The organism is Kribbella sp. NBC_01505, assembly GCF_045040285.1.
Lineage (GTDB): Bacteria > Actinomycetota > Actinomycetes > Propionibacteriales > Kribbellaceae > Kribbella.
The window spans coordinates 3,222,704-3,235,089 of the sequence record NZ_CP109425.1; the positions used below are offsets into that span (position 1 = coordinate 3,222,704).

Annotated in this window: 13 protein-coding genes; 8 read left to right on the plus strand and 5 right to left on the minus strand. The window is 68.2% G+C overall.

Features of this window, described 5'->3' with window-relative positions:
• Positions 1-13: 13 nt before the first annotated feature.
• Positions 14-436, plus strand: coding sequence for a low molecular weight protein-tyrosine-phosphatase (locus tag OG474_RS15090; protein ID WP_405062912.1), 423 nt, complete (start codon positions 14-16; stop codon positions 434-436).
• Positions 437-1,402: 966 nt separating this feature from the next.
• On the opposite strand, the gene OG474_RS15095 is transcribed toward OG474_RS15090, so the two are convergent.
• From OG474_RS15095 to OG474_RS15105, 3 genes are all read right to left on the minus strand, one after another.
• A complete protein-coding gene (locus OG474_RS15095) occupies positions 1,403-2,614 on the minus strand; it encodes a pyrophosphate--fructose-6-phosphate 1-phosphotransferase (protein WP_405062913.1) in 1,212 nt (403 codons plus the stop codon).
• A gap of 59 nt (positions 2,615-2,673) precedes the next feature.
• The gene (locus OG474_RS15100) at positions 2,674-3,744 is read right to left on the minus strand and encodes a hypothetical protein (protein WP_405062914.1); all 1,071 of its coding nucleotides are present in this window, start codon (positions 3,742-3,744) and stop codon (positions 2,674-2,676) included.
• Positions 3,745-3,811: 67 nt separating this feature from the next.
• On the minus strand, positions 3,812-4,087 hold the full coding sequence (locus tag OG474_RS15105; RefSeq protein WP_405062915.1) for an Lrp/AsnC ligand binding domain-containing protein: 276 nt from the start codon (positions 4,085-4,087) through the stop codon (positions 3,812-3,814).
• Between OG474_RS15105 and OG474_RS15110 the strand changes: the two genes are divergently transcribed.
• Both OG474_RS15110 and OG474_RS15115 read left to right on the plus strand, forming a co-directional pair.
• Positions 3,968-4,888 (plus strand): DMT family transporter, encoded by a 921-nt coding sequence (locus tag OG474_RS15110; RefSeq protein WP_405062916.1) that lies wholly within the window; start codon positions 3,968-3,970, stop codon positions 4,886-4,888. The two genes, OG474_RS15105 and OG474_RS15110, sit on opposite strands and share 120 nt — an antisense overlap.
• A complete protein-coding gene (locus OG474_RS15115; RefSeq protein ID WP_405062917.1) occupies positions 4,885-5,859 on the plus strand; it encodes an LLM class F420-dependent oxidoreductase in 975 nt (324 codons plus the stop codon). Before OG474_RS15110 ends, OG474_RS15115 begins: the two co-directional genes overlap by 4 nt.
• Position 5,860: 1 nt before the next feature.
• Here the strand turns inward: OG474_RS15115 and OG474_RS15120 are convergent, their stop codons facing one another.
• Positions 5,861-6,859 (minus strand): acetamidase/formamidase family protein, encoded by a 999-nt coding sequence (locus tag OG474_RS15120; protein WP_405062918.1) that lies wholly within the window; start codon positions 6,857-6,859, stop codon positions 5,861-5,863.
• A gap of 125 nt (positions 6,860-6,984) precedes the next feature.
• On the opposite strand from OG474_RS15120, the gene OG474_RS15125 reads away from it, so the two are divergent.
• From OG474_RS15125 to OG474_RS15145, 5 genes are all read left to right on the plus strand, one after another.
• Positions 6,985-7,677: a response regulator transcription factor gene (locus OG474_RS15125; protein ID WP_405062919.1), complete on the plus strand. Its 693-nt coding sequence runs from the start codon at positions 6,985-6,987 to the stop codon at positions 7,675-7,677.
• Positions 7,674-9,248, plus strand: a complete 1,575-nt coding sequence (locus OG474_RS15130; RefSeq protein WP_405062920.1) for a sensor histidine kinase — start codon at positions 7,674-7,676, stop codon at positions 9,246-9,248. The genes OG474_RS15125 and OG474_RS15130 overlap by 4 nt, the downstream gene beginning before the upstream one ends.
• 109 nt (positions 9,249-9,357) lie before the next feature.
• Entirely contained in the window at positions 9,358-10,752 is a 1,395-nt protein-coding gene (locus OG474_RS15135; RefSeq protein ID WP_405062921.1) for a S1C family serine protease, read from the plus strand.
• 77 nt (positions 10,753-10,829) lie between these two features.
• Positions 10,830-11,336 (plus strand): DinB family protein, encoded by a 507-nt coding sequence (locus OG474_RS15140; RefSeq protein WP_405062922.1) that lies wholly within the window; start codon positions 10,830-10,832, stop codon positions 11,334-11,336.
• A gap of 5 nt (positions 11,337-11,341) precedes the next feature.
• Positions 11,342-12,040 carry a pirin family protein gene (locus OG474_RS15145; RefSeq protein WP_405062923.1) on the plus strand — a complete coding sequence of 233 codons (699 nt, stop codon included), beginning with the start codon at positions 11,342-11,344 and terminating at the stop codon, positions 12,038-12,040.
• Here OG474_RS15145 and OG474_RS15150 read toward each other — a convergent pair.
• Positions 12,037-12,366 carry an L-rhamnose mutarotase gene (locus tag OG474_RS15150; RefSeq protein ID WP_405062924.1) on the minus strand — a complete coding sequence of 110 codons (330 nt, stop codon included), beginning with the start codon at positions 12,364-12,366 and terminating at the stop codon, positions 12,037-12,039. The two genes, OG474_RS15145 and OG474_RS15150, sit on opposite strands and share 4 nt — an antisense overlap.
• Between the last annotated feature and the right edge of the window lie 20 nt (positions 12,367-12,386).

Consider the following 12,386-nt stretch of genomic DNA (forward strand, 5'->3'; position numbering starts at 1 on the left):
ATACATCGAGGTCGTGTGCACCGGCAACATCTGCCGGTCACCGATCGGCGAGGTCGTGCTGCGCGCGAAGCTCGCCGAGGCCGGGATCGACGACATCACCGTGACCAGCTCCGGAACCGGCGGCTGGCACGAGGGTGACCCGATGGACCCCCGCGCGTCCGCAGCCCTACGACGCCACGGGTACGACGGCAGCTCGCACCGGGCCCGCGAGTTCGACCGGGCGTGGTTCGACGACCGCGATCTCATCCTCGCGATGGACACCGGCCACCTGGCTGCGCTCAACCGCCAGGCCCGCGGGCGCACCGACGTACCGATCGAGCTGTTCGCCGACAGCGACGTACCGGATCCCTACTACGGCGAAGACACCGGCTTCGACGAGGTCCTGCTCCAGATAGAAGCCGCCGCCGACCGCTGGATCACCCGCCTCCACCCCTGACCTAACCGCCCACGTCCCCCGCCCAAGTCCCCCGCCGCCGGCTGCTCGCCCCCCGCACCCGCCGCGTCTTTGTGCACCCACCAACCATGCAGCGCCCCTCAAAACGGTTGATGGGTTCCCAAAGTAGCCATCCGCGCCCAAAGAGCAGCGAACCCACCTTTGTGCACGCACCGCGTCTTTGCGCACGCACCGCGTCCTTGTGCACGCACCGCGTCTTTGTGCACGCACCAACCATGCACGGCCCGTCGAAATGGTTGGTGGGTTCCCAAAGTGGGCGTCTGCGCCCAAAGAGCAGCGAACCCACCTTTGTGCACGCACCGCGTCCTTGTGCACGCGCCGCGTCTTTGTGCACGCACCAACCATGCACGGGCCGTCGAAATGGTTGGTGGGTTCCCAAAGTGGGCGTCTGCGCCCAAAGAGCAGCGAACCCACCTTTGTGCACGCACCGCGTCCTTGTGCACGCACCGCGTCTTTGTGCACGCGCCGCATCTTTGTGCACGCGCCGCGTCTTTGTGCACGCACCAACCATGCACGGCCCGTCGAAATGGTTGGTGGGTTCCCAAAGTGGGCGTCTGCGCCCAAAGAGCAGCGAACCCACCTTTGGCGCGGAGAGTGAGGTGACTGAGCGTGGTGGATTGTCTGGATGAGGTGACTGAGAGTGTTGTCGCGCTTGGGTTATCGGCGCGTGGCCGGGGTCCGCTCGGGTCGTTGAGTGGAAGCTCGCGTGCAGATGGCGACCAGAAGGTTCCACTCAGCGCAGATCTTGGACCTCAGCTGTAGCCCAGAATCCCAGGCAACGGGGAATGCGGTCGCCGAACCTCACCATCGCCCTCAGCCACGCGCCGACGCCAGCCACCCGCCACTGTCGATCGGCCGCAGCGGCGAGCGACCCGACGCCGTACCGGTCCGGCCGCACTCGGCCCAACCCAAAGCCCCAATCCCCAATCCCCAATCCCCAATCAGAAGCTACGACTGGCCGATCGTTGTCTTCAGGGTGGTGAACCACTCGACGGTGGGGTCGAACTCTTTGCCGCCGGCGATGCGGGGGAACTCGATGGCGCGGAGTTCGTCGCCGCGCTCCTCGTCGTGGCCGACGACGCCGCTCTCACCGCGGAGTGCGGCGTCCACTGCGTAGTCGGTGCACTGCTTGATCAGGGCGAGGTCGGCGTCGTTGGCCGCGGCCGAGCGGCTGAAGTAGCCGCTCTTCTGGACCATCGTCTTCTCCGCGCCGATGCGCTCCGCGAACTGCTTGGCGAACCAGGCGCCCGGGTTGATCGTGTCCAGCTTGACGTGACCGAACGGGTCCCGGCCGACCTCCTCGCCGCGGGCCTCCATCTCGGCCACGATCGACGGCACGCCGGCGCCCTCGGACAGGAAGATCGTCACGCAGTCGTTCTCGTCCATCACCTTGCGCAGGCGGTCGGCCTCCGCGTCCAGGTCGACGGTTGCCTCCGGCACGTACACCGCGTGCACGTCCCAGCTCGACTCGTCCAGACCGATGCCCGGGTTCCACTCCTGCTCGTCCAGCCAGTCACGGTAGGCCTTCGCGGTCGCCGCGGTCAGCCAGCCGCAGTTGCGGCCCATCACTTCGTGGACGATCAGCATCCGCGGGTTGGAGCTGTGCTCGGCCACGACGTTCCGGGCGAACAGCGCGCCCTGCTCGGCCGCGGTCCACGCACCCAAGCTCTGCCGGATCGGGATCACGTCGTTGTCGATCGTCTTCGGCAGGCCGACCACGGTCAGGTCGTAGTCGTGCTCCTGCAGGTACGCCGCCAGGTCCGCGGCCGTCGTGTTGGTGTCGTCGCCACCGATCGTGTGCAGTACGTCGACGCCGTCCGCGACCAGCCGCTCCGCGGCCACCTGCAGCGCGTTCTGCCCATCCTGGATCAGACCGCGCTTCACCAGGTCCGCGGTGTTGGTCAGCTTCACCCGGCTGTTCCCGATCGGGCTGCCGCCGAACTTGTGCAGCAGCGCCGCCTTCTCGCGCACCTCAGGCGTGACGACGACATGCCGCCCGCTGAGCAGTCCGTGGTACCCGTTCAGGTATCCGATGATCTCCACGTCGGGCGCCACTTCCGTGTAGCGCTCGATCAGCCCGCCGACGGCGGACGACAGGCACGGCGCAAGGCCACCGGCCGTGAGCAGGGCAACTCTGCGGACAGACTTGTCGGCAGCCATGGGGCAGGTCCTTCCAGAGGTCGCTGAAGTCACCAACAGCGTAGTGATGCAGACCACCCTCAACGGTGGTCGGTGCCCACCTTCCGGACACCCACCCCCAGAACAACCAGCGCAACCGCCCCGAACACCACATTCCCCACCAGGTCACCCGCCGCCGACCCCCCACTCTCCGGCACGGTCGGAAACGCCGTCCAAACATAAGTAAGCGTCGCCCCAGCCGCCAACCCGAACACCTGCCCCTGCCCCCACCCCGCCAACCCACTCCACCCCCGAATCACCAAAACCCCCACCCCTCCAACCACGCAGAACGCCAACACGTTCACCCACTCGTACCAACCCGCGATGATCAAGGTAGAAGGCCCCCAGTAAGCACTAGTGGCGATCAACGCGAACCCCGCAACCATCCACGGCGCAGGCGCTCGTCCCGCGAGGGCGGATCGCGACGACCTCACCTCAGCACCCACCCCGCCAACCGGCGCAACCGCTGCCCCTGGACGAGCAGCCGACTCCTCGCCCTCCCCCACCCCGCCACCCGGCGCGGCCGGAGCCAGTGGCGGCTGGCGGAAGGCGGCGATTACCAGGGCGATGATGAGCAGGCCTACTCCGGTGATTTGCCAGGGGGTGGCGATGAAGCGTTCTTCGGAGTAGTTGCCTAGGAAGACGAGAACTGCGCCGGCCAGGTAGACGAGCACCACCACGATGAAACCTGGGGTTCGGAGCCAGGGGGTCGTACGGCGGTTGCTGATGGTTTCGACGAGGGCGATCGGCACGCAGATGCTCCAGACCGCGTGGAGGGCGACGATCGCGACCGTCAGCTCGACACTCATGCCGAGCGCGGGGATGTACGAATCACCGTGCAGCAGGTCGTGGCCGGCGTACGAATCGTTCCAGAGCAACTGATCGATCGGGCCTTCTTCCATCAGCGCGTACGCGATCGCCAGCAGCACCATGGTCGGCCAGCCGCGCCCGGTACGCCGAGCCACCTCGCGGATCAGCAGCGCACCGGCGCCGTACATCGGGGCCAGGATCAGACCGAGCGCCAGCTCGTCCAGCCGGAGGTTCCCGAGCAGGAACTCCCCCACGAACGGCGCCAACAGGAACAACCCCATCGCCGGTGCGACACGTCTCATCCCGCGACGCTACCGAGCGCGACCGGACCATTACGTCGTTCCAAAGCATCCGGCGCGGCAACGAAAGTCAGCCGAGCGGCACCGACCGCGGTGGCACCGGCGTCGACACGACGAACGAACTCGTCGTCTGCCCGTGCAGCAGAAACTTGTCCAGCACCTCCTCCAGCCCAGCGATCGCCGCCACCTGGACCCGCATCAGGAAACAGTCCTCCCCCGAGATCCGATGGCACTCGACCACCTCCGGCGTCCGCGCGGCCAGCTCGATGATCTTCGGAATCTGGCAACCACCGCAGCAGCCGTCACCGTGGTGCTCTGGGCATCGTCGTTCGTCGCCATCCGCCACCTCGGCACCGAGTTCTCCCCCGGCGCGCTGTCGTTGGCCCGGCTCGGCCTCGGCAGTCTGCTCCTCGGCGTCATCCTCTTCGCGCGCCCCCGCCAGGATCCCGCCGTACGCCGATGGCCGGCCAAGCGTGATTGGCCGCAGCTACTCGCCTGCGGCCTGCTCTGGTTCGGCGTCTACAACGTGGCGCTCAACGAAGCCGAGCGACGCCTCGACGCCGGCACCGCGGCCATGCTCGTCCACATCGCCCCACTGCTGATCGCCGTACTGGCCGGCCTCACCCTCGGCGAAGGCTTCCCCCGCCGCCTCGTGATCGGCGGCCTGGTGGCCTTTGCCGGCATCGTCGTGATCGGTACGTCGACCTCGACCGGCCACGCCGAAACCTGGGGCGTGGTCCTCTGCCTCATCGCCGCCGTCGCGTACGCCGTTGGTGTCATCACCCAGAAGCCGTTGCTGAACAGGCTTCCCGCCGCCGAAGTCACCTGGCTGGCCTGCACTGTCGGCGCAATCGCGTGCCTCCCCTTCACCCCCACTCTGATCGACGAGCTCCGCACCGCGAGCGCAAGCACGATCTGGTGGGTCGTCTACCTCGCCGCGTTCCCCACCGCCCTTGGCTTCACCACCTGGGCCTTCGCCCTCCGCCGCACCACAGCCGGACGGATGGGCGTCACCGTCTACGCCGTCCCCGTCGTCGCCATCGCCCTCGGCTGGCTCTTCCTCGGCGAGACCCCAGCCCTCCTCACCCTGGCCGGCGGCGCCCTGTGCCTCACCGGAGTGGCAATCTCACGAAGGAGCAGTCGATGAAGTTCGGAGTGTTCGTTCCCCAAGGCTGGCGGATGGACCTGGTCGAGTTCGCCGACCCGGTCGAGCAGTGGGAAGCGATGACGGCTGTCGCCCGAGCCGCCGACGCCGGCCCCTGGGACTCGATCTGGCTGTTCGATCACCTCCACACCGTCCCCGAGCCGGTCCGCGAGACGGTCTTCGAGGCCTGGACGGCCACGGCTGCACTGGCCCGCGACACCCGGCGGGTGAACATCGGCCAGCTGGTCGGCTGCAACGGCTACCGCAACCCGGCGCTGTACGCAAAGATCGCCGCCACCGTCGACGTCGCCAGCCACGGACGCCTGTACGCCGGCCTCGGTGCAGGCTGGTCGGACCACGAGTGGAAGGCCTACGGCTACCCGTGGACCAGCCTCAAGGAGCGGATGGGTTCGTTCGCCGAATCCGTCGAGATCATCCACAGGCTGTGGACCGAGGACGACGTCGTCTTCCAGGGCAAGTACCACTCGGTCGACAAGCCGATCGTCGAACCGCGCCGCAAACCACCGCTATGGATCGGCGGCGGTGGCGAGCAGGTGACGCTCCGGCTGGTCGCGCAGTACGGCGATGCCTGCAACTTCGGCACCGGCCAGGTCGACGTCATCAAGCACAAGCTCTCAGTACTGCGAGCGCACTGCGAAACCGTCGGCCGCGACTACGACGAGATCGTGAAGTCGACCAGCCTGAACCTGTTCCCGGTCGACGCCGGCGCGGACCCGGTCACCGCGACCGCGAAGGCCCGCGGGCGGTACACCGTCGACGAGTTCCGCGAGATCGGTGCGGGCGGCGGCTCCGGCGCACCGGCCGACATCGCAACCACCCAGGAGATCCAGATCCGGCTCGAACAACTCCAGGCGGCCGGCATCCAGTACGTCGTCGTCTACATTCCCGGTGTCGCCTACGACCACGAGCCGCTGCACCGGTTCGCGGCAGACGTCGTACCGGCCCTCGCGTGAGTCAGAGCGTGGCAGCGAGCTCACGGAGGTGTGGGTGAATGTTGCTGTAGGCATCGGCTTTCGGCAGTAGCCGCTTCGGGACCTTGGTGACGACGCTGTAGTTGGCGTCCACGACGTTGGCCAGCGGGACCTCGCTGATCTGGCTCAGCAACTGGTACGCATCCAGTTTGTCGAGCCCGTACAGCGATCCGAGCCAGCCGACCATGTCGACCTGACCGGCCCGCCACGCGTCCTCGAGCGGGCGGCTGGAACCGACCACGGCCAGGTAGTCGTCGTTCTCGATCCGCGGCCACGCCGGACCCGGTGTCTTCAGCAGTTCAACGATCAGTACGACGTTCATCGCGCCTTCGACCGCGGTCCCGCAGGACTCGCCCTCGCCCTGCCGATAGTGACCGTCGCCGACGGAGAACAGCGCGCCCTCGACGTTCACCTTCAGGAAGCAGGTCGCCCCGGCCTTCATCTCCGGAGTGTCCATGTTCCCGCCGAACACATCCGGTACCAGCGAGGACCGGACCTCGCCCGCGGCCGGTGCGACCCCGACCGTGCCGAGCATCGTGTTGATCGGCAGCGCGAGCTCCAACTGACTCCCCTGCGCCTGGAACCCGACCGTCTGATTGGCGGTGTCCACTTCATAGATCCATGTCCGCTCCGGCAGCGGGTCCTGCAGCGTCGCCGTCCGATCCGTGCCGGTCAGCCCGCCGAAGAACGGGATCGTCGCCGAGGCGCCCCAGCTACGAGCCGGGGTCAGCTCCACGAAATGCAGCACGAGCGTGTCGCCCGGCTCGGCGCCCTCGACGTAGAACGGCCCGGTCTGCGGGTTCACGAACGGCATGTTCAGACTCGCGCCGGCCAGGTCCGCCGTACTGCGCAGCCGCCCGCAGAACGCATCATCCGTCCACAGCCGCATCGCCGTACCAGGTTTGACCCGGCGTAGTGGCGCGGCGCCGCCGAAGGTCCAGGTGTACTCGTTGGGCTCGGGGCTGAACTCGAGGACGTCCACCCGCCCAAACCTACTCTTGGGCGAGTGATCAGCGGGTTCTCAGGCGTTTCTCAACCCGACGGCCTACGCTCGGTTCCGCGGTGGTCTGCGCTGGACCGCCCACTCGACCTCGAGCGGAGAGCGGCATGCGGGTACTGGTGGTGGACGACGACCGGGCGGTCCGGGACTCGCTGCGCCGTTCGCTGGAGTTCAACGACTTCGAGGTCGTCACCGCGTCCGACGGCGCCGAGGCGCTGGCCGTGATCGGGAACGTCGAGCCCGACGTCGTGGTGATGGACGTGATGATGCCGCGGCTGGACGGTCTGGAGACCACCAAGGCGCTGCGGGCCGCGGGCAACAACGTGCCGATCCTGGTGCTGACCGCGCGCGACGCGGTCGCGGACCGGGTGGACGGCCTGGACGCCGGCGGCGACGACTACCTGACCAAGCCCTTCGCGCTCGAGGAGCTGCTGGCCCGGCTGCGCGCCCTGCTGCGCCGCAGCAGCACCCCCGGCGAGGGCGGCCCCCGCGGCGAAGTCCTCCAGTACGCCGACCTCGTGGTCGACGTCGACGCGCACGAGGTGCACCGCGGCGACGTGGCGATCCAGTTGACCCGGACCGAGTTCTCGCTGCTCGAGCTGCTGATCCGCAACCCGCGCCGGGTGCTCGAGCGCGCCGTGATCCTGGACGCGGTCTGGGGCTACGACTTCCCGACCACCGCCAACTCGCTCGAGGTCTACATCGGCTACCTGCGCCGCAAGACCGAGACCAACGACCTGCCGCGGCTGATCCACACCGTCCGCGGCATCGGCTACGTACTGCGGGACACCCCACCGTGAGCGGTCCCGACAACAACTTCCCGGCCTACGCCCGCCGCGCGCCGCAACCCCAGCCCCGGCCGGAGGCGCAGCCTGTTGCCCAGAGCAACGGGCGGAACATGATCGCGAACACGCAGAGCTGGTGGCAGCAGAAGCTCCACCAGCTGAGCCTGCACTCCCGCGTGACGCTGCTGGCGGCGGTCGCCGTCGGCCTGGCCGTCGCGTTCGTGAGCCTGGCCGCGTACATCACCGTGCGGCAGCAGATGTACCAGAACCTCGACAAGAGCCTCACCGACCGCGCCAGTCAAGCGGCGCAGAACAAGGTGCTGACCAACCAGTACAACTTGGCACAGATCTCACCGGAGGCGCTCGGCCTCAGCGACATCCTGGTCGGTGTCATTCTCGCCGACGGGGAGCAGATCGGCGCCGCGAACAGTAAGCCGCCGCCGATGGCAGGCCCTGAGCTGAGCGTGGCCCAGTCGCAGGACCAGCTCACCAAGCGAACGGTCGGCGTTGCGATGGACTCGCAGCACTATCGCGTCGTCGCGGTGCCGGCTCAGTACTGCCCGCAGCTCGATCTGGGGCATCGTTGCAACGACGACGACCTGGAGCCGGGCGCGTTGGTGGTCGCACAGTCGCTGCGTCCGATCGACCGGACGCTGCACAACATGGGCATCGTCCTGTGGGCCGTCGGGCTGCTCGGTGTCATCGGTGCTGCCATCGCGGGGAACGCGATCGCGGCGTCCGGTCTGCGTCCGCTGGCGCGGTTGTCCGGTGCCGCCGAGCATGTGGCCCGGACTGCGGAGCTCAAGCCGATCCCTATCGACGGGTCGGACGAGATCTCCCGGTTGGCGATGTCGTTCAACTCCATGCTGGCCGCGCTGGCGCGCTCTCAGGACCGGCAACGCCGGCTGATCGGTGACGCCGGGCATGAGCTCCGTACGCCGCTCACCAGCATCCGCACGAACCTGGATCTGCTCGCTCAGGCGGACAAACGTGGCGGCCTCCGCCCGGACGACCGGCAGCAGCTGCTGGACGACGTACGGGCCCAGATGGACGAGCTGACGAACCTCATCGGCGATCTGACCGAGCTCGCTCGCGACACCCCGGAGATCCGCAACGCGGAGCTGATCGAGATGTCCAACGTGGTCGAGGACGGGCTGATCAAGGTGCGGCGACGTGCACCGAACCTGGAGTGGGACGTCAGCCTCGAGCCCTTCCCGGTCTGGGGCGACGAGCGCCTGCTGGGTCGAGCCGTGACGAACCTGCTCGACAACGCGGCGAAGTACAGCGTTCCTGAGGATGCTCCGACAGACGGCCGGGCGGTCGGGCTGGTCACGGTGCGGCTGCAGGACGGCGTACTGACTGTCACTGACTCAGGCCCAGGTATTGCGGACGCCGACCTGCCGCATGTGTTCGAGCGCTTCTACCGGTCCAGCGAGGCGCGCAGCCGGCCTGGCTCCGGGCTGGGGCTGGCGATCGTGAAGCACGCGGCGGAGCAGCACGGCGGGATGATCTACGCCCGGAACGCACCGGGCGCCGGAGCGCAGTTCACGCTCTGGCTGCCGCACGCGGCCACCCAGACCCGCTGAAGAAGCCTGGGAGGTTGCCGGCAGCCTTCAGGGGATCTTCACAGAGTTCTTCGGTAGCTCTGACGGGATCTTCAGGGGGTTCTCAGGTCCGGCGGCCAAAGTACTCGCTATGACCGACAACCAGCCGCCCGAGCCGCAGAGTGGGAACACTTCCCCGTACGGCTCCAACCCGCCGGAGCGCATGCCGCAGTTGCCGATGCCTGAGTATTCGAGCTTTGGGCAACATCAGCAACAGCAATTCGCTCCCCAGGGTGGACCGCAGCTGGGCCAGCCGGGGCAGCACCCCTCAGGTGGGAGTGCTTACCCGCAGTTCGCTGGGCAGGGGACGCATCAGGGGGCGTCCCCCGGCCCGAACTGGCCCTTCGGTCCGCCGCAGCAGCCGGTGGCTACGCCGGCCAAGCCGAAGCGGATGGGCCTGGCGATCGTGGCCGCGACCGCGCTACTGGTCGGGGCGGCCGGTGGCGTGGGAGCCGCCGCGGTGTATTCGGCCACGACCGACACGAACAGTGCGAGCCCGTCGGTGACCGCACCGCTGAACGGCAACCAGGCCGCACCGGCCTCGGCGCCGGACGGTTCGGTGCAGAACGCGGCGGCCAAGGTGATGGGCAGCGTGGTGAAGATCGCCGTCTCCACCCAGCAGGGTGCGGCGACCGGCTCGGGCATCGTGATCAGCAAGGACGGCCTGATCGTCACCAACAACCACGTGGTCGGCGGCGCCGGGCAGGGCGCCAAGATCACGGTCATCCTGAACGACGGGCGGACGGTCCCGGCGACGGTCAAGGGGCTCGACCCGCTGACCGACCTCGCCGTGATCCACGCCGAGGCCACGGATCTCACCCCGGCCGTTCTCGGCTCCAGTGCCAAGCTCGCCGTCGGCCAGGGTGTGGTCGCGATCGGTTCGCCGTTCGGCCTGCAGTCCACCGTGACGAGTGGGATCGTCTCGGCGCTCGACCGCCCCGTCACCTCGGGTGACGAGGAGCAGAGCAGTACGACGGTCTTCCCAGCCATCCAGACGGACGCCGCCATCAATCCGGGGAACTCCGGCGGCGCTCTGATCGACCTCGCCGGCCAGGTGGTCGGAATCAACAGCGCGATCAAGACCGCGGGCGGATCGGGACAATCCGCCGGCGGGAACATCGGCCTGGGCTTCGCAATCCCGATCGACCAGGCCAAGCCGATCCTCGACGAGCTGGTGGCCAAGGGCAAGGCCACGCATGCGCGGCTCGGAGTGACGGTCGGTGACGCGCAGTCTTCCGACGGGCTCGTGAACGGAGCAACCCTCCGCGAGGTCACGCCGGGCGGTGCGGGGAACAAAGCCGGTCTGCAAGCGGGCGATGTGGTGACCGCTGTGGACGGTAAGGCGATTGCGTCAGGGGACGCGTTGGTCGCCGCAGTTCGCTCGCACCGCCCCGGCGATCAGGTCAAGGTCACCTTGACCCGGGCCGGCAAACCCCAGGACATCACCGCCACCCTCGGCTCCGACGACGGCAAGCCGACCGGCTGACCGACCACCCCCCACTATCTGGACTCCGACCGCCCACCGAGCGGCCGGAGTCCGCTTTTGTGTGGTTGGGTCTCCCGGTGAACCTTTACGAGGCGCGGCCGCCGATCGTGGCCGACGAGCGGACCCAACTGATCGGCTGGCTGGACCTGCAACGGATGCTGGTACGGCGAAAGCTCGAGGGGCTGCGGGTGCAGGACGAGCACCGGGTTGTGTTCCCGGACTCCCCGTTGATGACGCCGGCCGGGTTGGTGTCGCATCTGCGGTGGGACGAGCACCTGTGGTTCGAGGTCGTCTACCTGAATGGCCCTCGGGATGAGAACCCGACGTTCCGGAAGGATGTCGAGAACGCCGACATGCGGGTGGAGGGCGTCCCCCTGGCCCAACTGCTCGATGAGTTCGACGCCCAGTGGGCACGCTCCAACGAGATCATCGCCGCCCACAGTCTGGACGACGTCGGCCAGGACCCGGAGTTCGCACCGAGCCTGCGGTGGATCGTGATCCACGTGGTCGAGGAGACCGCGCGGCACGTCGGCCACCTGGACACCATGCGCGAACTGCTCGACGGGCAGAAGGGGTATTACTAGTAGCTGTGGAGATTCAGCGGGCCGACGAGCGGTTCGTGACGTCCGAGTCGTGGCTGGAGTCGCGGCACTCGTTCTCGTTCGGGCCGTACTACGACCCGGCGAACGTCGGGTTCGGGTTCCTGGTGGCGCACAACGACGATCTGGTTGCTCCAGGCACCGGCTTCGAGACTCACCCGCACCAGGACCTGGAGATCGTCACCTGGGTCCTCCGAGGCGCCCTGGCCCATCGCGACTCGGAAGGCCACAGCGGCGTCGTGCACCCGGGGCTGGTCCAGCGGATGAGCGCCGGCTCCGGCATCCGCCACTCCGAATGGAACGACGGCGCCGATCCGATCCACTACATCCAGATGTGGGTCCGCCCGGACCAGTTCGACCTGACCCCGTCGTACGCCCAGGCCCCGGTCGACCTGACCACCGGCGAGCTGGTGCCAGTCGTCTCCGGGCTGCCGAAGCACGCGGCTGGTACGGCGATCCGCCTCCACCAGCAGTCCGCCGGTCTGTCGGTCGCCCGGCTGGCTCCTCGACAAGACGTGCTGCTGCCGGAAGCGCCGTACCTGCATGTGTTCGTTGCTGACGGCACAGCAAGCCTGGAAGGCGTCGGCGACCTCGGTACGGCGGATGCCGCCCGCCTGACGGATACCGGCGGGCAGCGGCTGACCGCCGGGCCGGCGGGGGCCGAAGTACTGGTCTGGGAGATGTACTAGTCGGTCTGCTCGGTCATGGTCCAGACGTGGCGCAGCGCCTGGCCGGCGGCGCCTTCCGGGTTCTGGGCGAAGCTTTCGACGAACTGGCTCATGTGGACCTGCCAGCGCTGGTCGGTGGGGTCGTCGCGGAGCTGGGCGACGGCGGCCTCGTAGTCGTCGCACTCCACCAGGTGGAACAGGTCGCGGCCGCTGCGCCAGATCGACCAGTCGGCGATTCCGGCGGCGCGCATCACGGTGATGAGCTCCGGCCAGACGCGGGCGTGCTCGATCTCGTAGGCCTCTTCGGTGCCGGGAAGGAGGCGGCTGTGCAGGGCTAGGCGGGTCACAATCGTGCAGGATACGCGCT

Excerpts from the sequence above, each read along its gene's own strand:
- OG474_RS15095 (WP_405062913.1), bottom strand. The coding sequence starts at position 2,614 with ATGGCTGCCGACAAGTCTGTCCGCAGAGTTGCCCTGCTCACGGCCGGT.
- OG474_RS15100 (WP_405062914.1), bottom strand. The coding sequence starts at position 3,744 with ATGAGACGTGTCGCACCGGCGATGGGGTTGTTCCTGTTGGCGCCGTTC.
- OG474_RS15110 (WP_405062916.1), top strand. The coding sequence starts at position 3,968 with ATGGCACTCGACCACCTCCGGCGTCCGCGCGGCCAGCTCGATGATCTT.
- OG474_RS15115 (WP_405062917.1), top strand. The coding sequence starts at position 4,885 with ATGAAGTTCGGAGTGTTCGTTCCCCAAGGCTGGCGGATGGACCTGGTC.
- OG474_RS15125 (WP_405062919.1), top strand. The coding sequence starts at position 6,985 with ATGCGGGTACTGGTGGTGGACGACGACCGGGCGGTCCGGGACTCGCTG.
- OG474_RS15135 (WP_405062921.1), top strand. The coding sequence starts at position 9,358 with ATGACCGACAACCAGCCGCCCGAGCCGCAGAGTGGGAACACTTCCCCG.